This window comes from Pseudomonas sp. 22515 (assembly GCF_052044625.1).
Lineage (GTDB): Bacteria > Pseudomonadota > Gammaproteobacteria > Pseudomonadales > Pseudomonadaceae > Aquipseudomonas > Aquipseudomonas alloputida.
In genome coordinates, this window is the sequence record NZ_JBQENN010000019.1 from 74,182 (window position 1) to 92,527 (window position 18,346).

An 18,346-nucleotide genomic window follows, 5' to 3' on the forward strand; every position below is an offset into this window, starting at 1 on the left:
TCAAGATCAGGTTGCCGTCACGCCGGTTACCAGCCGCGTCCGGAGTCTACCCAGAAGTTCACGGACAGCGACGTGGACACTGACTCTACCTGGTGGAACCAGCCCTCGGGCAGGAACAGCAAGTCGCCGGCCTGCAATACCACGCGCAAGAAGGGCACTTCACGGGCTTCGGGGAAGCGCTCGTAGTCGGGGGCATCGGGGTTGAAGTCGCAGCCGTCCAGGCCGCCCTTCGGGCTGGTTGACCAGGTGCCCAGTGCGGCACGATGGTGCGGTGCTGCCAGGATGAACGATTTTTGCCCCCAGACCTGGGCGAACAGGTTGTCGGTGTCATCCCGGTGCAGGGGTGTAAGGGTGCCTTTGGGACCGATCCAGATGCGCGGTGGAATGAAGCGCTGGCGATCGAAGTAGTCCGGGTAGCGGATCAGAGCCTGCAGCTTTTCCGGCACGATATTGTTGCCCATGTAGGCGGGCGGCTCGCCGGGCTTGGCCGGCTTGTCGAGCGAAGCGATGAAGTCGGCCATGGGGGTGGCGCGGAAGTCGCGGTCGGTAGAGAAGGTCTTCTTCACGTAGTCACCATGCCGGGTGATGCCCTGCAGCTCGGCAAAGTGGGCCAGCGAAGCGTCACGGCCCATGGTGAACAGCGGCCAGTCGCCAAGGGCATCGCTCAGCACCACTGGCACGCCCGTTGAAAGGTGTTCATGGTGAAACCGCGACGGCGGCATTTCGGCCCGTGACAGGCGTTGTACCTCATACAGCACGGGTTGGGCTGCCGAGACCTCCTCGCTGTAGCGTCCTGGCGTGGGGTAGCGCTGGTTCATTGCTGCCTTGCTGGTGGTCGCGCCTTGCCGCGCGCTGCTGATAACCTGCGGCAGCAGGGTCGCCAGGCCCATGTTGCCGGTTATTTTCAGGCGTCCACTGGCGAAAAGCTCCTCTACGTCGACAGCGCCCGCCATGATGCCGAGGAAGTCATCTTGAGCCACTTCGATCGTGACGTCCGGAGCCTCATGCCGGCCACCCCCCGTGCAGGGGTTGTCGCATACCTCGGACCAGTAGGCGAGTCCCTGGCCGAAGTCGAACTGGAACACGCCTTCGATGCCGACGGCATGGGCATTGACGAACAGTTTTTCGAGTATGCGCTGAAGGTCCACGGTAAGCCTCGTCGGTTGTCGTTGTGCAGGGTTGGCATGGGCGCGTGTGGCCGGGCCCGGGTTGTCAGGCGCGCAGGCGTTGGCGCAGTACTTCGACCAAGCGGTCGATTTCCGCTTCGGTATTCAGCAAACCCGGCGCAGTGCGCACCACTGGCCCGGCATCGCGCGAGACGGCGTCGACGATGATGCGTTGGCTAGTCAGGTACCTGGCCAGCGCGTCGGCGTCCTGGCCTTTGCCGCGAAAGAAGGTGAAGCCCGCCGAATGGGTGCTGCTGCGCGGCGTCACCAGCTCGATGGCAGGCAGGCTTTCCAGCTGTTGCTTCAGGTAGTCGTTGAGGGCGTGGATGCGTGCCTGCACGGCAGCCTTGCCGGTTTGCAGGTGCAGTTCGAACGCCTTGCCCAGGGCCCAGCGGTGCTCGAAGGCGTGGTAACCGCCCGGGCTCATGATGGTGGCGAAGTCTTCGTTTTCCGAGAAGGTGGCGATGCTCGGTTGCAGCTGCCCCAGTGCCGAGGATGCGGCGCAGATGATGCCTGTCCCGCGGGGGCCGAACATCCACTTGTGGGTCCCGGATATGAAGTAGTCGCAGTTCAGGTCGGCGAAGCGCATGTCCTCGACGCCAAAACCGTGAACCCCGTCGATGACATACAGGATATGGTCGCGTTCGTCCCTGTTCTGATTGACCTCGCGTAGGAGCGCACCGATTTCGCCAACCGGCAGTTTCACCCCGCTGCCCGAATGTACCCAGGTCATGCCCAGCACGCGCGTTTGCGGGGAAATGGCGGCCCGCACGGTACCCAGCACCTGGTCGGTGCTCACCTGCCAGGGTTGCTCGAACAGGCGTAGCCTGCGTACCGGGTTGCCATCGCGGGCGCTGCGGTAGTTCATGGTCTGCCGTGCGGCGGAATGCTCGTGCACCGTGGTCAGGATTTCCTGGCCGGGCGCCAGCTTGATGCCGCCATAAATCAAACCCAGGCCCTCGGTAGTGCTGCCCGTCAGGGCAATCTGGCGTGGCGCCACCTCCAGGTAGCGTGCCGCCCATTGGCGTACCTCAGCCTCATGCTTCCACTCCGACTGGGCATCCCAGTCGACCATCAGCGCCGGGTGACGGTCGAAACGTGCACGCAGGGCCTCGATGGCTTCGCGTACCGGCCTTGGATGAGAGGTGATCAGAAAGTTGGCGAAGTGCGCATAGTTTGGGTTGAGTTCGAACAGGCGGCGAAAATCGGCCCATCGTTGGTTGCCGGCGCTCGGTATCGGCGTGGCGGCCTCGGCAACGGGTAGCAGATCGCTGGCGAGGGGCAGGCCGGCGGCGAGGATGCCGGCCCTTTTGAGAAAATTGCGGCGGTCGTTCATAAAGGTGCCCAATGGCTTAGCGCAGAGAAGTGTCGGTACCGCGGGCGGCGCTCTGTACCTGTGCCCAGACGCGCAGGAAGTTGCCACCCCAAAGCTTGGCGATGTCGGCTTCGGAGTAGCCGCGGGTAATGAGTTCGGCCGTTACGTTGCGTGCTTCGCTGGCGTCGTGCCAGCCGTCGATGCCGCCGCCTTCGTTGAAGTCCGAGCTGATGCCTACGTGGTCTATGCCGATCTTGCGCACGGTGTAATCGATGGCATCACCGTAGTCCTTCAGGGTCGCTGGCGGCTCCTGTTCGAGGATTGCGTAGAGTTCGTTGGCATATTGCCCGACCTTCTGCTCGGGCCAGCCGGCTATGACCGGGTCGCCAGGCATCAGCGCGTAGTTCAGGTCAGCCAGTGGCGGCAGCGCGTAGCGGGCACGCAAGGCATTGAGCTTTTCCTGGGTCTGCGCGCTGAGCGGCTTGAGGTAGCTGGAGAACGCGACCAGTTGCACGACCCCGCCGCCTTCCTTGATCAATTGCATTTCCTTGTCGGACAGGTTGCGGTTGATATCGACCATGGCCCGTGGTGCCGAGTGCGACGCCACCACCGGAGTACGGCTGAGCTGAATGACCTGGTTCAGCGCCTTGCTGGACATCTGCGAGACATCGATGATCACGCCCAGGTCATTGAGCCGCTGTACGGCGCGCTTGCCGATGGGGGACAGACCCTCGAGCGCATCGACAGTGTCATTGAAGAACGGCAAGGGGCGAGACGAGTCGGCCCAGCTGTTGTTGCCGACGTAGCTGAAGCCGAACATGCGCACCCCGCGCGCCGCCCAGCGGTCGAGCTGGTCGATATCGTCCCCCAGCGCATACGCATTGAGCATGCTCAGGAACACCGCGAACTTGCCTTCGCCGTGCAGGCGCCGCATGTCCTGTGGGGTGTAGGCGATGGCGACGCGTTCGGGGAAGTCGCGCACCATTGCGGTGATGGCGTTGTAGCGCACTTCCTGGGTGTGGCGGGCGGCCTCGACGAAGCCTGGTGTGGGGCGATGCGGGCTGTTTGCGCCCGTCCAGGATTCGGGCCAGGCAAAGATGGTCAGCGCCGCGCCAGACAACCGCCCTTGGGCAGCCTTGGCCAGGTCGAAGCGGCCCGGCCCGTCCTTGTCGGCTTCGCTGCCTTCGTTGCCGAAGTCCAGCGGCAAGGTGACATGGCTGTCGAACGAGATGATGCGTTCCTGCAAGTCGTTGGCTTGACGAACGACTTCCCGGGCGTAGCCGCCAGGGGCCGCGAAATGGTACCAGGCAGCCAGACCGGCACCCGCGGCGACTGCCGCAGCCAGGCTGATGTACAGGGCTTTTTTCCAGCGTGGTGTCGTCATCTTGGTCTCGGTAGGTTCGCCGTCGAGGGAGGGCACAGAGGCCGTCGCTACCTGGGGTGAACGAGTCGACACGGAGGAAATTTAGCCGCCCCGGCCGCGGCGTTAAATTTCAGTGCAGGTACAACGTTCTAGCCTTGGACGGGCCGTGCTCCATGGCCGCAATGAAGGCGCAGGTAGTTGCAATGACGATTTCTCGACGCGGGTTCATCGCTGCTGTGGCATTGACGGGCGTAGCGGTACCCGGAGCGCTGTATATGCAGCGCCAGCGGGATGCCGAGGCGTTTGCGGAAACGCCTGGCGAGGCTGTTGTCGAGTTGGCCGATACCCGCCTGCAGCAGCTGGGCGACACCCTGCGGGGCATCTGGCGCTGGACTGCACATGGCAAGGATGCCCAACTGCTGGGTTTGCCCGACGGGGAGCTGGAATTGTTTCTGGATGTCGCCAGCAATGGCCGGGGGCTGCGAGGTTACCTGGACACCGCCGAACGCCTGCGCAGTGAGCAGGAACCCCGTTATCGGGTCATGGGTGACTTGCTGACGGACAAGCCCGGGATGTTGCGCTGGCGGCTGTTTTCAACCGAGCCCGGTGCAGGGCAGGCGCGCTATGAATGCCATGTGGTGCTCGATGAGGTCTGGGGCGCCTATGGCAATGCCGGGCCGGCAACGCTCAATGGTCGTATCTCGGCCCTGGACCGCGCCCTGTCTCTGCCTGTTCTGGACAACGGCTTCCTGGCCTTGAAGCGGCCTTTCCCGGAGGCTCGCGAACGTACGCCGCTGTCGCCACAGCTGCTGGCTTGGCTCATTTCGCCGGAGCATCGGCTGTTCCACCAGCTATGGCACGCATCGCGGGACAAGTGGCACAAGCTGGAAGAGGACAAGCAATCCGCCCTGCGTGGCTTGGGCTGGCAACCCGGGCCGCGTGGCCAGGAGCGTGATGCGCGTGGCCGGCACAAGGATCGCAACGGTTCCGGAGAGGACTTCCTGTTCATGCACCGGCACATGCTTGGCAGTGCCAGGGCCCTGCAGGACCTGCCTTCGTGGACGCGGTTCCCGCTGCCTCAGCCGGAGCTCGAGCGTGACCGCATCGGTTTCGCCCGTTACTTCGACAACCACGACGGCAATGCCTTGCCACCGACCTGGCTGGCCCATGACGACCAGGAGTACACCCAGTGGGTACGCGACATCAAAAGCCCGGATACCTTCCACGGCAACTTTCAGGTCTGGGAGTCGCGCTACAGTGATCCGGAATACCTGAGCAAGCTGACCTTGGGGCAGTTCGGCTCAGAACTGGAGCTGGGCCTGCATGACTGGTTGCACATGCGTTGGGCGGCGGTGCCGCGCGACCCGTCCAACGGTATGCCGGTGCCTGCTGCACGTACCCCGGGTGATTTCGCTGAGCGCTGGTTCGAAGCACGCAACGATTTTCTCGGCGACCCGTTCTCGTCACATGTAAACCCGGTGTTCTGGCATTTTCATGGCTGGATCGACGACCGAGTCGACGATTGGTTTCGAGCCCATGAGCGGGTCCACCCGGGTGAGATCCGCCGCTTGCAGGTGAACGGCGTGCCCTGGTTCGCACCCGGGCGTTGGGTGGCGGTGGCTGACCCGTGGCTGGGTCCCGATACCCATGGCTGTTCGACGGTGCCGGGCTTGCGGCCCGGTCGAAGCGTCGAAATGGACCCGGAAACCATGAAGCTGGCGTTGCGCATCATTTATGGCAACGAAGACCTCTTTGCCCGGCTGCAACCACGGGTGCCGCAGCGCCCCTGGTATGCCCGCAATCTCAAGGTTGTGCGGCCGTCGGGCTGACGGTGAGCACAGCGCAGGTGTACGTTGCTGAGAATCATTATATTTTGTAAGATCGCACGCTGATATCACTCAGTTCTGCATCTGCCCCAGCGTGGGTGTGCAGACGATTCCAGGTGTGTTTGTGGAACGTTACTATCGTGAGTTGGTGAGTTTCCTGTCCGCGCGCTTGGGTAACCGTCAGGCGGCAGAGGATGTTGCCCACGATGCCTACCTGCGGGTACTGGAGCGAACGGACAACGGGCAGATCGAGCATCCGCGCGCATTCCTGTATCGTATCGCCCTGAACCTGGTGATCGACCGTCATCGTCGCCATCTGGTGCGTCAGGCCGAACCGCTTGAGATACTCGACAGTGATGAGGGCGGGCATGTGCCGGCGCTGTCGCAGGAACTGCAGCTCAACCAACGCCTGGCCCTCATGCAGCGGGCGCTTGACGAACTGACCGGCCCCTGCCGCGAATGCTTCCTGCTGCGCAAGATCGAAGGCCTTTCACATCTGCAGATCGCCGAGCGGCTGGGCATCTCCCGCAGCCTGGTGGAAAAGCACATCGTCAATGCCATGAAGCACTGCCGGGTGCGCATGCGGCAATGGGAATCCTGATTGCCAGGTTAAAGGCAAATGCAAATTCCGTCAGTCAATCACTTGATTTATGCGGCTTTCCCGACTTCTATCAAAGAAGACCGTTGCCGGGCATGGCCTTGGCATTAGCCGTTACTGGCGCAGTAGGGTCATGGAGCGTGCCCATTATCCAATGGCCCAGGTCCGACCATGGTAAACAAGACCCTGCGCATTCTCATCGCCGATACACACCCGTGCCAGCGCCTTCAGCTGGAGCGGTTGCTCAATGGTTTGGGCTATTACCGGATAGCCCCAGTGGCCAGCTTCGAGGAGCTGCAGCGCCTGGTGCAGTGCGCCTTGCAGCCCTTTCACCTGTTGCTGGGCAATATCGAGCTGGCCAGCCATTGTGGCGTCGATCTGGAGCGCTTCTGCCGTGTCAGCACACAGATCCAGCATGCCCTGCTTTACCATTCCAGCCAGTTGAAAGTGCCAGCAGTGCCGCAGGCCGAGCGCCAGGCGGTCAGCCTGAGCCTGCCTCAGGCGCCCGATAACGAGGCGCTGGAGACGTTCATGGCAATCATCGACGCACCGATGGTGGTCGGCAGGCTACCGCTGCCGGGCACCCTGCCGGCCAGTACAGCGCGGCCACGGCCGCGAGCCAACTTTGCGCATACGGTGTTCAACCGCTAGCGGTACCACCGGCGGGGCAATCGGGCAGCTATTTGTTATGCTCTTGCCCTTTGCCGATCTGCGGACCCTGCCATGACTGCCATCGATACCGCTCGCCCGCCCCGGTTCAGCCGCGGCGACCATCGGACCCTGGGCCTGGCGGCGCTGGGTGGCGCGCTGGAAATCTACGACTTCATCATTTTCGTGTTCTTCGCGCTGACCCTCAGCCAGCTGTTCTTCCCGCCCGAGATGCCCGAATGGCTGCGCTTGCTGCAAAGCTTCGGAATCTTCGTCACCGGCTATCTGGCGCGGCCGCTGGGCGGCATCCTGATGGCGCACTTCGCCGACCACCTGGGGCGCAAGCGGGTATTCAGCCTGAGCATCCTGATGATGGCCCTGCCGTGTCTGCTGATCGGGGTGATGCCGACCTATGCCGACATTGGCTATGCCGCCCCGCTGATCCTGTTGGCCTTGCGCATCCTCCAGGGGGCTGCCGTAGGCGGTGAAGTGCCAAGCGCCTGGACGTTCGTTGCCGAGCACGCGCCCAACGGGCGGCGCGGTTATGCCCTGGGCTTTCTGCAGGCCGGGCTGACTTTCGGCTACCTGCTGGGGGCGCTGACCGCCACCTTGCTGGCGCAACTGTTCACCCCGCAGGAAATCCTCGATTACGCCTGGCGCTACCCGTTCCTGTTGGGTGGGGTGTTCGGTGTGGTGGGTGTGTGGCTGCGCCGCTGGCTCAGTGAAACACCGGTGTTCCTCGCCCTGCGCGCGCGCCAGGAGCAACCTGTGACGTTTCCGCTGCGGCAAGTGCTGGGCGAGCACCGCCGGGCGTTGATCCCTGCCGCGTTGCTGACCTGTGTGCTGACCTCGGCGGTGGTGGTGCTGGTGGTGATCACGCCGACGGTGATGCAGCAGCGCTTCGGCATGACTGCCGGGCACACCTTCGCCCTCAGCAGTGTGGGCATCGTCTTCCTCAACATGGGCTGCGTGCTGGCCGGGCTGCTGGTCGACCGTGTGGGTGCCTGGCGCGCGCTGATGCTGTATAGCCTGTTGCTGCCGCTGGGTATTGGCGCGTTGTACGCCAGCCTGGTGGGGCAGTGGGGCATGACCTGGCTGGCCTATGCGCTGGCGGGGTTGAGCTGTGGCGTGGTGGGGGTGGTGCCCTCGGTGATGGTGGGGCTGTTCCCGGCGCAGATCCGCGTATCGGGCATTTCCTTCACCTACAACGTGGCCTACGCACTGTGGGCCAGTACCACGCCGTTGGCACTGATTGCGCTGATGCCGTGGAGCCCGTGGGTGTGTGTCGGGTTTTGTCTGATCATGGGCGCGGTGGGGCTGCTGACGGCCTTGTATTTCGGGCGTCGTGAGCCATTGGCGTTTGCGGCTGAGCCGATGCCGGTCATGTGTGGCGACAAATGAGCCGGTAACGGCTGCGGGGCATTGGGGCAGACTTCCAGGTGGGGGCTATTGGAATAACCTATTAGCCAAATTTAACCTGGAAGGTTAATTTCTCATGGAAAAGAGAATGCCTCATTGCCCGCTGGAGCGGGTAAAAGCCCTGGCTGCGGCAAGGCGAATCCGCCCTACGGGTGCTGCATTGAAAGGCGCCAAGGCGCTGGGAATGGATTTTCCGGGCATGCTTGAGGTGATCACCAGCTTGAAGCGCACTGATTTCTACAAGAGCATGACCAGCCATATTGACCACCGGGTTTGGCAGGATGTGTATCGCCCGCTTACAGCAATTGGGTACGTTTATTTGAAATTGTCCGTGGTAGACGACGTGCTCATCGTGTCTTTCAAGGAGTTGTAACCATGAGATGTCCAATATGCGGCGGCTCGGAGCTTGCACCTGACATTCAGGGCATGCCCTATAGCTACAAAGGCGAGATGACAGTGATCCCTGAGGTAAGTGGCGATTACTGCTCCGCATGTGGTGAATGTGTACTGAGTCATGATGAAGCCATGCGCGTCAGTCACTTGATGACGGCATTCGAGCGCCAGGTCAACGCAAATGTTGTGGATCCTTCCTTTATTGCCTCCATACGCAGAAAGTTCGACCTCGACCAGCGTGAAGCGGGGGAAATCTTCGGTGGTGGGGTCAATGCGTTCTCCCGTTATGAAAACGGCAAGACCACCCCGCCAGTGGCGTTGGTGAAACTGCTCAAGCTGCTGGATCGCCATCCAGAACTCTTTGAGGAAGTGCGTACTGCCTGATAATGGCAGCCAACAAAAAGCCCCCGGCTCATGAGAACCGGGGGCTTTTTGTTGCCGCAAGGGCAGGGGCCTTACATGTTCGGGTAGTTCGGCCCGCCAGCGCCTTCAGGGGTGACCCAGGTGATGTTCTGGGCCGGGTCCTTGATGTCGCAGGTCTTGCAGTGCACGCAGTTCTGCGCGTTGATCTGGAAACGCTTGTTGCCGTCTTCCTGGGTGACCACTTCGTACACGCCGGCCGGGCAGTAGCGCTGGGCTGGCTCGTCGTACAGCGGCAGGTTGCTGGCGATCGGTACGCTCGGATCGGTCAGCTTCAGGTGGCAGGGTTGTTCCTCTTCGTGGTTGGTGCTGGAGAGGAATACCGAGCTGAGCTTGTCGAAGCTGAGCTTGCCGTCCGGTTTCGGGTAGTCGATCTTTTTCGAGTCGGCGGCCAGCTTGAGGCAGGCATAGTCCGGCTTGGTGTCGTGCAGGGTGAACGGCAGCTTGCCACCGAACCAGTTCTGGTCGACATAGTTGAACGCCGCGCCCAGCAGCGGGCCGAACTTGTGCATGGCCGGGCCGAAGTTGCGGCTGGCGAACAGTTCTTCGTACAGCCAGCTCGCCTTGAAGGCGCTGACATAGCTGTTCAACTGATCACCGCCTTCGCTACCGGCGATCAATGCGTCGGCCACTGCTTCGGCAGCAAGCATGCCGGACTTCATCGCGGTGTGGCTGCCCTTGATCTTGGCCACGTTCATGGTGCCCAGGTCGCAACCGATCAGCGCGCCACCCTCGAAGACCATTTTCGGCAGCGAGTTGATGCCGCCCTTGGCCAAGGCGCGGGCGCCGTAGCTGATGCGCTTGCCGCCTTCGAGGTACTGGCTGATCACCGGGTGGTGCTTGAGGCGCTGGAATTCGTCGAACGGCGACAGGTAGGGGTTGGCGTAGGACAGGTCGACGATCAGGCCGACCACCACCTGGTTGTTTTCCAGGTGATAAAGGAACGAGCCACCGGTGTTTTCCTTGGCCACCACGTCCAGCGGCCAGCCGGCGGTGTGTACCACCAGGCCCTGTTCGTGCTTGGCCGGGTCGATTTCCCAGATTTCCTTCAGGCCGATGCCGTAGTGCTGGACGTCGGACTCGCTGTCGAGGTTGAAGCGTTTGATCAGTTGCTTGCCAATATGGCCACGGCAGCCTTCGGCGAACAGGGTGTACTTGGCGCGCAGCTCCATGCCCGGGGTGTACAGGCCGTCCTTGGGGTTGCCTTCACGGTCGACACCGAGGTCGCCGGTAACGATGCCGCGGACCACGCCGTTGTCGTCGAACAGCGCTTCCTGGGCGGCGAAGCCCGGGTAGATCTCTACACCGAGGTTTTCGGCCTGCTGCGCCAGCCAGCGGCACAGGTTGCCCAGCGAGATGATGTAGTTGCCATGGTTGTGCATGGTCTTGGGCACGAACAGGTCAGGCACCTTGGTCGCGCTGCCGGCATCCTTGAGCACGTAGATGTCGTCGCGCTTCACTTCGGTGTTCAGCGGTGCGCCGAGCGCTTTCCAGTCGGGGAACAGCTCGTTCAGGGCGCGGGGCTCGAACACTGCGCCAGAGAGGATGTGGGCGCCGACTTCAGAGCCTTTCTCCACCACGCAGACGCTGATTTCGCTACCGGCTTCGGCGGCCTTCTGCTTCAGGCGGCAGGCGGCGGACAGGCCCGCCGGGCCGGCGCCGACGATGACCACGTCGAATTCCATGTATTCGCGTTCCACTGGTTCTCTCCTACTCATCAAGGCTCGTGCTGTTGCTTTGTCTTATGGGTGCGGGGCATTCGCAGCGGTTCTACGCAACGGCGGAACTGTAGCTGGGCAAATGACGGACTACACCGTTTTGTCTTGGCCGCGCATTATATCTACACCACTTGGCGGGTCCAATACAAACGTTTGTTTGAATTTGCCGCAGGCCAGTAAAATCACAGGAACGCGGCTGGAGGGTGACCGATTTGCCGTATTGACCGGAATGGGTGTTACGGTCAAGATACGAGCGGTTTTACGTTCGCCGTAGGCTTGCAGCCGGGCGCAGGTACACCTCTAAAGACCAGGTGTGGAGCAGGGTTTTGCGGGCTTAGGCCAGTTTGTAGTGGAGTTTACACGCCACGACAGGAAATGACCCGTGAGGATTTGTCGCAAGAGTCCGAACAAGACTGTTTGGTCACTGTGAAGTTGCTGCCTCCCGATACGTTTTTAGAGGTGCCCTTGTACCCACGCGCATCGCTGGGCTCTGCCCCAGGCGACTATCTATTCACCGGAGAGTAACGAGGAATCCATGAAGGTTCTTGTAGCTGTCAAACGAGTGGTCGACTACAACGTCAAGGTTCGCGTCAAAGCGGACAACTCCGGCGTCGACCTTGCTAACGTCAAGATGTCCATGAACCCCTTCTGCGAAATCGCCGTCGAAGAAGCCGTGCGCCTGAAGGAAAAAGGCGTTGCGACCGAGATCGTCGTCGTTTCCGTCGGCCCGACCACTGCCCAGGAGCAACTGCGTACCGCCCTGGCCCTGGGTGCCGACCGTGCCATCCTGGTAGAAGCCGCTGACGAACTGAACTCCCTGGCCGTGGCCAAGGCGCTGAAGGCCGTTGTCGACAAGGAGCAGCCGCAGCTGGTCATCCTCGGCAAGCAGGCCATCGACAGTGACAACAACCAGACCGGCCAGATGCTGGCCGCGCTGACTGGCTTCGCCCAGGGCACCTTCGCTTCCAAGGTCGAAGTTGCTGGCGACAAGCTGAATGTCACCCGTGAAATCGATGGCGGCCTGCAGACCGTTGCGCTGAACCTGCCCGCGATCGTCACCACCGACCTGCGCCTGAACGAGCCACGCTACGCGTCGCTGCCGAACATCATGAAGGCCAAGAAGAAGCCGCTGGAGACTGTTACTCCAGACGCACTGGGCGTTTCCCTCGCCTCCACCAACAAGACCGTGAAGGTTGAAGCCCCGGCTGCCCGCAGCGCGGGCATCAAGGTCAAATCGGTGGCCGAACTGGTCGAGAAGCTGAAGAACGAAGCGAAGGTAATCTAAATGACTATCCTGGTTGTCGCTGAATACGAGGCCGGCGCCGTAGCCCCGGCCACCCTGAACACTGTCGCTGCAGCCGCCAAGATCGGTGGTGATGTGCACGTCCTGGTCGCTGGCCAGAACGTCGGTGGCGTTGCCGAATCCGCTGCCAAGATCGCCGGCGTTGCCAAGGTGCTGGTGGCTGATAACGCCGCCTACGCCCACGTCCTGCCGGAAAACGTCGCGCCGCTGATCGTCGAGCTGGCCAAGGGTTACAGCCATGTGCTGGCCCCGGCTACCACCAACGGCAAGAACATCCTGCCACGTGTTGCCGCGCTGCTGGACGTGGATCAGATCTCCGAGATCATCTCGGTCGAGTCCGCCGACACCTTCAAGCGCCCGATCTATGCGGGTAACGCCATTGCTACCGTGCAATCGAGCGCGGCCATCAAGGTGATCACCGTGCGTACCACCGGCTTCGACGCCGTGGCCGCCGAAGGTGGCTCGGCTGCCGTCGAGGCTGTTGGCGCTGCGCACAACGCCGGCATTTCGGCTTTCGTTGGCGAAGAGCTGGCCAAGTCCGATCGCCCAGAGCTGACCGCAGCCAAGATCGTCGTTTCCGGCGGCCGTGGCATGGGCAACGGTGACAACTTCAAACACCTGTACAGCCTGGCCGACAAGCTCGGCGCCGCCGTCGGTGCTTCGCGCGCCGCGGTCGACGCAGGCTTTGTGCCGAACGACATGCAGGTCGGCCAGACCGGCAAGATCGTTGCGCCACAGCTGTACATCGCCGTCGGTATCTCCGGCGCGATCCAGCACCTGGCCGGCATGAAAGACTCCAAAGTGATCGTGGCGATCAACAAGGATGAAGAAGCGCCGATCTTCCAGGTGGCTGATTACGGCCTGGTTGCTGACCTGTTCGAAGCGGTGCCGGAGCTGGAAAAGCTGGTCTGATCCGCCTGCTTCACTTATAAAGAACCCGGCCCTCGTTTTGAGGGTCGGGTTTTTTTATGGCTTGAGGGGTGAGGGATGACGTTGCGCGGAACGGGCAGGGTGCTGGCATGTGTGGCGCTGTTGGTGTCACCACTGGCCATGGCCGCAGGCAAGTGCGAGCGCCTGGTGGCGACCGGCAGCCCTGATGCGCCGCCCTATTCGTGGCAGGACCCGAAAGACCCGAAGCACCTGATCGGCGCCAACGTTGACCTGTTGCGCCAGGTGGCGGAAGAGCTGGGTGTGAAGGTCGAGGTGCTGAGTGCCGGTCGCCGTGATCAGGCGCTGGAAGAGGTGCGCAGCGGGCGCATGGACCTGCTGCTCGACACCCCCATGCAGGTGGAGCAACTGACCGCGCTGGACTACATCCATCCGCCGTTGCAGCTCAATGAGTACCTGGTGTGGACCCGCCACGATGCAGCGGTGACCTTTGATGGCCCGGCCGATCTGGCCAGGTACCAGGGCAGTTTGTCCGAGCGTGCGCGCCTGACCCCGGCCTTTACTGCGTTCGCCAAGGCCCAGCTCAAGCTGGTGCCGGCGCAGAACCTGACCCAGGCGTTCCAGAAACTGGTACTCGGCCAGGTGGATTATGTGCTGGCTGGCCGTTACTCCGGTATGGCCATGGCCCAGAGCCTGGGTATGAGCAATGACCTGATAGCCCGCGGCTTGCCGGTGGACAGGCCGGGCCTGTACCTGGCGCTGTCGCACAACTCGGCGTGCAATGACAGCTGGTTGCGTGGGCAATTGGCAAAAAAACTGACAGAATTGCCGATCTCTGGTGCATCCGAAGCTGTGCTGCAACGTAATGTCGAGCGCTGGAAAGCGCAGTTGCACGTGCCTGCGGACGCCCCCAAACACTAGGAAGATTGCGTGAGAACCCAACCACTAATCCTCGCCCTGGCCGTGCTCGGCCTGGCTGGCTGCGCCAATGATCCGGCCCCTGACGAGCAGATGCGCATTTCCGAACAGGCTCTGGACCAGGCCAAGGCCGTCGGCGCCACTGAGCAGGTAGAAACGCTGAAACTGGCTGAAGACAAGCTGGCCCGCGCCAAGGCCAACATGCTTACCCAGGACTATCGCGATGCTCGCATGCGCGCCGAGCAAGCCGAGCTGGATGCGCGCCTGGCCGAGGCCCAGGTGCTGAACCAGAAGAGCGAAGAGCAGCTGCAGGTGCTGCAGTCGCGGGTCAAGCGCTTGCGCAAGCAACTGGAGGTGCAGCCATGATCCGTCGTACGCCTTTGGCTGCACTGGCATTGTTGGCGCTGACGGCAGGTTTGCAAGGTTGCGCCAGCCAGCGCAGCAGTGCCGCGCTGGATGAGGCCACCGTTGCCTTCCAGGGGGTCAAAGATGATTCCGATGTGCTGCGCAGCGCGCCGCGTGACGTGATTCGGGCGGGTGAATCGCTGGCTCGCGCCGAGCGCCTGTCCAGTTACATCGGCACCGGTTCTGATGTGCGGCATTATGCTTACCTCAGCCAGCGCTACAGCGAGATTGCCCGCGAGCATGCCAAGCTGGCGCTGAACCAGGAGCGCCAGGCCAAGCTGGACCTGGAGCGCCAGCGCCTGCAGTTGGCCTTGCGTGAGGCCAAGCTGGCCAGCGTGCAGCAGCAGGGCAAGTGGGTCGAGTCGCAGATTGCCGCGTTGGCTTCGGAGCAGGCCGATCGTGGCTTGGTGATGACCTTGGGCGATGTGCTGTTCGATACCGGCAGCGCCGACCTGAAGAACTCGGCCAGCCGTACTGTGCTCAAGCTGGTGCAGTTCCTGCAGCTCAACCCGCGCCGGGTAGTGCGTATCGAGGGCTATACCGACAGTACTGGCGCGGGCGAGGAGAATCTCAAGCTGTCGCGCGACCGGGCGCAGTCCGTGGCCGACATGCTTGTGGACCTGGGCATCGATGAAAAGCGCCTGCAGGTTGAGGGCTATGGCGACCAGTACCCGATCGAGGCCAATGCTTCGGAGCGGGGCAGGGCGCAGAACCGTCGAGTGGAGATCGTATTCTCCGATGACAAGGGTCGGCTCGCGCCAGTGCGCTGAGTCTTGTCGAAACGGGCCGCTTTGCGGCCCGTTTTATGTCGGTTTAATCGTTTCGATAGCGGTCACGCTGTTGTATTGTCGACTATGTTGCAATCTGTCCCAGTACACTTTGCAACTGTTACGGTATTCTCTACCGTCAGTGACCCGTACAAGAATAACGAGCATGTCGACATGACCAACCTGCTGCTGTACCAGCGTATCGCCCAGCAACTGGCCGATGATATCCGTCGCGGCGTCTACCAGCCAGGCGAGCGGGTACCCTCCGTGCGCAAGATGAGCGCCCAGCTCAACGTCAGCCATGCCACGGTGTTGCAGGCCTATGCCAATCTTGAGGACCAAGGGCTTATCCGGGCGCGGCCGCAGTCTGGCTATTACGTGCACCAGACCCCTGCCTTGACCGCGCAAACCCCGGACATCGCCCGGGTGGAGCGCCCCGGCCTGGTCACGCGCGCCAGCATCATCCAGCAGGTGCTGACTGAGGCGCGCCGCGATGGTGTGTTCCCGTTTGGCGCTGCAGTGCCGCATGTCGACTACCTGCCAGTGCGCGCCCTGCATCAGCAAATCGCCAAGGTGACGCGCTTCCACAGCCCGCGCGCCTTCAGCTACATGTTCAGCCCCGGTTTCGAGCCGCTGCGCCGACAGATTGCCATACGCATGCGCGATGCCGGCGTGCTGGTCGACCCGCGCGAAGTGATCGTGACCCATGGGTGTGTCGATGCCCTGCAGATGTCGCTGCGGGTGCTCACCCGCCCAGGTGACCTGATCGCCGCCGAGTCGCCGACCTATTACGGCTTGCTGCAGCTGGCTGACCTGCTGGGTTTGAAAGTGATCGAAATCCCCAGTGACCCGTCCACCGGTATCAGCCTCGAAGCCTTGCAACTGGCGGCTAACCAATGGTCGATCAAGGCGCTGGTGCTCACTGCGCGCTTGAGCAACCCGCTGGGCGGCACCGTTCCCGAAGAGCGGCAAAAGCAATTGCTGCGCCTGGCCTCGGACTTCGATATCCAGATCATCGAGGATGACATCTACGGTGAGCTGATGTTCGAGCAGGGCAAGACCAAGGCGCTGAAGGCGTTCGACCGGCTGGACCGGGTGATCTACTGTTCGAGCTTCTCCAAGACCCTGTCCCCTGGGGTGCGGGTGGGCTGGATGATCGCCGGGCGTTACCAGGACGAGATTCAGCGCCTGCAGACGTTTACCACCCACTCGGCCTGTAGCGTGACGCAGATGGGCGTGGCAGCCTACCTGGAGAATGGCGGCTACGATCGGCATCTGCGCTACATACGCCAGGAATATCGCAAGAACCTCAGTGCCTATCAGCTGGCAGTGCAGCAGCACTTCCCCGAGGGTACCCAGATGACCCGGCCGACAGGCGGCTTCATTCTCTGGGTGAGCCTGCCGGGTCGGGTCAATACCCAGGAGCTGCATGTGCGCGCGCTGGAGCAGGGCATCAGCATTGCCCCTGGACTGATATTCAGTAACACAGAGCAGTTCAACCACTGTGTCCGACTCAACTGCGGCATACCTTGGAATAAAGAGGCCGAGCGGGCTGTGATTACGCTCGGTTTGCTGGCGCAGCAGTTGTGCAGGGAGACTGCGGTTACGCTTTTGTAAGGCTTGCAAGCTGCCTGTGGAACAGGGAGCATACGCATTTTTCCTGCCAGTCTGTCCATTTGCCATGAACGTTTTGCGCTGCTTTGTTCTGATCGTGTGCCTTTTGCCGTTTTGCTGCCCGGTCGCCCCTGCCTTGGCTGCGCAACCGGCAAACGAGGTTCAGGCGGCTCAGGGTAAGCACGTGCCAAAAAAGGCGACAGCCAAGCCCGCGCACAAGCCGGTCAGCAAAGCGGTTGCCAAGCCATTGCCCAAGACAGGGCTGGACCTTAGCTTGCCCGTCGAGATGGTCAACAACCTTGAGCCGAATGTGGGCACGCTTTCCCCAATCCAGCGGCGCAAACCTTTGTTGCCGCCCATGTTCACAGAAAAGCCAGAGACCAATGACAGCCCGTTCCAGCTCAATGGCCGGCTGATCAACAACGAAATGCAGCTGCAACTGCGCAATGATAGCCGTCGTGAGGTGGAGGGCGCTGCCATCGATTTCGAGTATCGCCAATAGGCGAGTACTGACTGCTGGGTCACAGCAGATTTCATCGTGCCAGCAATTTCAAACGACTGTTTGAGCGGTTACTATCCAGGGACGTTCGTCCCGTTTTGTTCCAGGGAGTCCTGATTTTGGTGAATAGCCATGAAATGCCGTGAGGGCTGTGGTGCCTGCTGCATCGCCCCGTCCATCACTTCTCCGATGCCGCTAATGCCCAATGGCAAGCCGGCGGGTGAGCGCTGTCTGCACCTGACTGCGGCCAACCTTTGCGACCTGTTCGGCAAGCCCGAACGGCCGGCGGTGTGCGGTGGCTTCAAGGCGGATGCCGAGGTGTGCGGCAGTGATCGTGACGAGGCAATCAGGATTCTTGGCTGGTGGGAGCAGATGACGGCGGCGTGACAGGCTGGATCTTCGACAACAAGGATAAACATGATGAGATCGTTCAAGCGTATTGCACTGCTGTGTGGCATGGGTGTTCTGCTGGCACCGGCGGCCTGGGCCGAGAACTGGCAAGTGGCCAAGGACGAGGAGGGGATCAAGGTATCCCTCAGCGAAGTGGCGGGTTCCAAGTACAAGGCTTACCAGGGTGTTACCTTGATCAAGGCGCCGCTGGCCAAGGTGCAGGCGCTGCAGGAAGACGTGGCCGGTGCCTGTGCGTGGATTCACGAATGCAAGTCGCAGAAGCTGCTCAAGCACGAGGGCGACCAAAGTTGGACCTACACCCAGTTCAATACGCCTTGGCCGGTGACCCCGCGTGATTCCGTGCTGCACATTACGACCGTCAAGGAGGCGGATGGCAGCCTGACCCGTAACCTGAAAGAAGAGCCGACTTACCTGCCGGAAGAGAAGGGTTTTGTTCGGGTGGCAAAAGTCGAAGGCTTCTGGAAGCTGGTGCCCAAGGGTGACAGCACTGAAGTGACCTACCAGGTGCACACCGAGCCAGGTGGTAGCGTGCCGGCGATGGTGGCCAACAAGTTCGTGGTGGATGCGCCGTTCAATACCCTGAAAGGGCTGCGCGAGCGGGCGGAGAAAAACTGAGGTTTTGTGGTGTCTGTGCCGGCCTCTTCGNCAGTACCTGTGGGGGCGGGCAAGCCCGCG

19 protein-coding genes are annotated in these 18,346 nt (G+C 61.9%); 15 read left to right on the forward strand and 4 right to left on the reverse strand.

Translation table 11 applies throughout. The features are described 5' to 3' along the window. Positions 1–26 precede the first annotated feature (26 nt). The 3 genes from ACTJJN_RS18360 to ACTJJN_RS18370 form a co-directional block, all read right to left on the reverse strand. Entirely contained in the window at positions 27–1,148 is a 1,122-nt protein-coding gene (locus ACTJJN_RS18360; protein WP_012051711.1) for a cupin-like domain-containing protein, read from the reverse strand. 64 nt (positions 1,149–1,212) lie between these two features. Then, positions 1,213–2,502, reverse strand: a complete 1,290-nt coding sequence (gene pvdN, locus ACTJJN_RS18365; RefSeq protein ID WP_012051712.1) for a pyoverdine-tailoring periplasmic protein PvdN — start codon at positions 2,500–2,502, stop codon at positions 1,213–1,215. A gap of 16 nt (positions 2,503–2,518) precedes the next feature. Next, positions 2,519–3,865: a dipeptidase gene (locus ACTJJN_RS18370; RefSeq protein ID WP_029611829.1), complete on the reverse strand. Its 1,347-nt coding sequence runs from the start codon at positions 3,863–3,865 to the stop codon at positions 2,519–2,521. A 182-nt stretch (positions 3,866–4,047) separates the two neighbouring features. On the opposite strand from ACTJJN_RS18370, the gene pvdP reads away from it, so the two are divergent. The 6 genes from pvdP to ACTJJN_RS18400 all read left to right on the forward strand — a co-directional run bounded on the left by pvdP (position 4,048) and on the right by ACTJJN_RS18400 (position 9,112). Further along, on the forward strand, positions 4,048–5,673 hold the full coding sequence (gene pvdP, locus ACTJJN_RS18375; RefSeq protein ID WP_017148195.1) for a pyoverdine maturation tyrosinase PvdP: 1,626 nt from the start codon (positions 4,048–4,050) through the stop codon (positions 5,671–5,673). Between the two features lie 121 nt (positions 5,674–5,794). Next, the gene (locus ACTJJN_RS18380) at positions 5,795–6,271 is read left to right on the forward strand and encodes a sigma-70 family RNA polymerase sigma factor (protein ID WP_012051715.1); all 477 of its coding nucleotides are present in this window, start codon (positions 5,795–5,797) and stop codon (positions 6,269–6,271) included. Positions 6,272–6,439: 168 nt separating this feature from the next. Further along, positions 6,440–6,919 carry a hypothetical protein gene (locus tag ACTJJN_RS18385; protein ID WP_012051716.1) on the forward strand — a complete coding sequence of 160 codons (480 nt, stop codon included), beginning with the start codon at positions 6,440–6,442 and terminating at the stop codon, positions 6,917–6,919. A gap of 72 nt (positions 6,920–6,991) precedes the next feature. Beyond that, entirely contained in the window at positions 6,992–8,317 is a 1,326-nt protein-coding gene (locus ACTJJN_RS18390) for an MFS transporter (RefSeq protein ID WP_012051717.1), read from the forward strand. A 94-nt stretch (positions 8,318–8,411) separates the two neighbouring features. Then, the gene (locus ACTJJN_RS18395; protein WP_010954960.1) at positions 8,412–8,708 is read left to right on the forward strand and encodes a type II toxin-antitoxin system MqsR family toxin; all 297 of its coding nucleotides are present in this window, start codon (positions 8,412–8,414) and stop codon (positions 8,706–8,708) included. A gap of 2 nt (positions 8,709–8,710) precedes the next feature. Further along, complete coding sequence (locus ACTJJN_RS18400) at positions 8,711–9,112, forward strand: type II TA system antitoxin MqsA family protein (RefSeq protein WP_003254235.1); 402 nt, start codon at positions 8,711–8,713, stop codon at positions 9,110–9,112. Between the two features lie 71 nt (positions 9,113–9,183). Here ACTJJN_RS18400 and ACTJJN_RS18405 read toward each other — a convergent pair whose 3' ends face one another. Further along, positions 9,184–10,866, reverse strand: coding sequence for an electron transfer flavoprotein-ubiquinone oxidoreductase (locus tag ACTJJN_RS18405; RefSeq protein WP_012051718.1), 1,683 nt, complete (start codon positions 10,864–10,866; stop codon positions 9,184–9,186). A 535-nt stretch (positions 10,867–11,401) separates the two neighbouring features. Between ACTJJN_RS18405 and ACTJJN_RS18410 the strand changes: the two genes are divergently transcribed. From ACTJJN_RS18410 to ACTJJN_RS18450, 9 genes are all read left to right on the forward strand, one after another. Beyond that, entirely contained in the window at positions 11,402–12,151 is a 750-nt protein-coding gene (locus ACTJJN_RS18410; RefSeq protein WP_003254232.1) for an electron transfer flavoprotein subunit beta/FixA family protein, read from the forward strand. Next, entirely contained in the window at positions 12,152–13,081 is a 930-nt protein-coding gene (locus tag ACTJJN_RS18415) for an electron transfer flavoprotein subunit alpha/FixB family protein (RefSeq protein ID WP_010954958.1), read from the forward strand. Between the two features lie 75 nt (positions 13,082–13,156). Beyond that, positions 13,157–13,978: a substrate-binding periplasmic protein gene (locus ACTJJN_RS18420; RefSeq protein WP_012051719.1), complete on the forward strand. Its 822-nt coding sequence runs from the start codon at positions 13,157–13,159 to the stop codon at positions 13,976–13,978. Positions 13,979–13,987: 9 nt separating this feature from the next. Then, on the forward strand, positions 13,988–14,341 hold the full coding sequence (locus ACTJJN_RS18425; protein ID WP_003254227.1) for a DUF4398 domain-containing protein: 354 nt from the start codon (positions 13,988–13,990) through the stop codon (positions 14,339–14,341). Then, complete coding sequence (locus ACTJJN_RS18430; protein WP_088513742.1) at positions 14,338–15,150, forward strand: OmpA family protein; 813 nt, start codon at positions 14,338–14,340, stop codon at positions 15,148–15,150. Before ACTJJN_RS18425 ends, ACTJJN_RS18430 begins: the two co-directional genes overlap by 4 nt. Positions 15,151–15,321: 171 nt before the next feature. After that, a complete protein-coding gene (locus ACTJJN_RS18435; protein WP_003254223.1) occupies positions 15,322–16,764 on the forward strand; it encodes an aminotransferase-like domain-containing protein in 1,443 nt (480 codons plus the stop codon). Between the two features lie 64 nt (positions 16,765–16,828). Next, a complete protein-coding gene (locus ACTJJN_RS18440) occupies positions 16,829–17,263 on the forward strand; it encodes a hypothetical protein (RefSeq protein WP_088513741.1) in 435 nt (144 codons plus the stop codon). A gap of 129 nt (positions 17,264–17,392) precedes the next feature. Next, on the forward strand, positions 17,393–17,647 hold the full coding sequence (locus tag ACTJJN_RS18445; RefSeq protein WP_088513740.1) for a YkgJ family cysteine cluster protein: 255 nt from the start codon (positions 17,393–17,395) through the stop codon (positions 17,645–17,647). Positions 17,648–17,680: 33 nt separating this feature from the next. Beyond that, entirely contained in the window at positions 17,681–18,286 is a 606-nt protein-coding gene (locus tag ACTJJN_RS18450; protein ID WP_029380551.1) for an START domain-containing protein, read from the forward strand. The last annotated feature ends 60 nt before the right edge of the window (positions 18,287–18,346 follow it).

Coding starts and splice junctions, on each gene's coding strand:
- ACTJJN_RS18450 (WP_029380551.1), top strand. CDS start 17,681: ATGAGATCGTTCAAGCGTATTGCACTGCTGTGTGGCATGGGTGTTCTG.
- ACTJJN_RS18445 (WP_088513740.1), top strand. CDS start 17,393: ATGAAATGCCGTGAGGGCTGTGGTGCCTGCTGCATCGCCCCGTCCATC.
- ACTJJN_RS18435 (WP_003254223.1), top strand. CDS start 15,322: ATGACCAACCTGCTGCTGTACCAGCGTATCGCCCAGCAACTGGCCGAT.
- ACTJJN_RS18385 (WP_012051716.1), top strand. CDS start 6,440: ATGGTAAACAAGACCCTGCGCATTCTCATCGCCGATACACACCCGTGC.
- ACTJJN_RS18440 (WP_088513741.1), top strand. CDS start 16,829: ATGAACGTTTTGCGCTGCTTTGTTCTGATCGTGTGCCTTTTGCCGTTT.
- ACTJJN_RS18430 (WP_088513742.1), top strand. CDS start 14,338: ATGATCCGTCGTACGCCTTTGGCTGCACTGGCATTGTTGGCGCTGACG.
- pvdP (WP_017148195.1), top strand. CDS start 4,048: ATGACGATTTCTCGACGCGGGTTCATCGCTGCTGTGGCATTGACGGGC.
- pvdN (WP_012051712.1), bottom strand. CDS start 2,502: ATGAACGACCGCCGCAATTTTCTCAAAAGGGCCGGCATCCTCGCCGCC.
- ACTJJN_RS18395 (WP_010954960.1), top strand. CDS start 8,412: ATGGAAAAGAGAATGCCTCATTGCCCGCTGGAGCGGGTAAAAGCCCTG.
- ACTJJN_RS18400 (WP_003254235.1), top strand. CDS start 8,711: ATGAGATGTCCAATATGCGGCGGCTCGGAGCTTGCACCTGACATTCAG.
- ACTJJN_RS18405 (WP_012051718.1), bottom strand. CDS start 10,866: ATGAGTAGGAGAGAACCAGTGGAACGCGAATACATGGAATTCGACGTG.
- ACTJJN_RS18390 (WP_012051717.1), top strand. CDS start 6,992: ATGACTGCCATCGATACCGCTCGCCCGCCCCGGTTCAGCCGCGGCGAC.
- ACTJJN_RS18370 (WP_029611829.1), bottom strand. CDS start 3,865: ATGACGACACCACGCTGGAAAAAAGCCCTGTACATCAGCCTGGCTGCG.
- ACTJJN_RS18410 (WP_003254232.1), top strand. CDS start 11,402: ATGAAGGTTCTTGTAGCTGTCAAACGAGTGGTCGACTACAACGTCAAG.
- ACTJJN_RS18415 (WP_010954958.1), top strand. CDS start 12,152: ATGACTATCCTGGTTGTCGCTGAATACGAGGCCGGCGCCGTAGCCCCG.
- ACTJJN_RS18420 (WP_012051719.1), top strand. CDS start 13,157: ATGACGTTGCGCGGAACGGGCAGGGTGCTGGCATGTGTGGCGCTGTTG.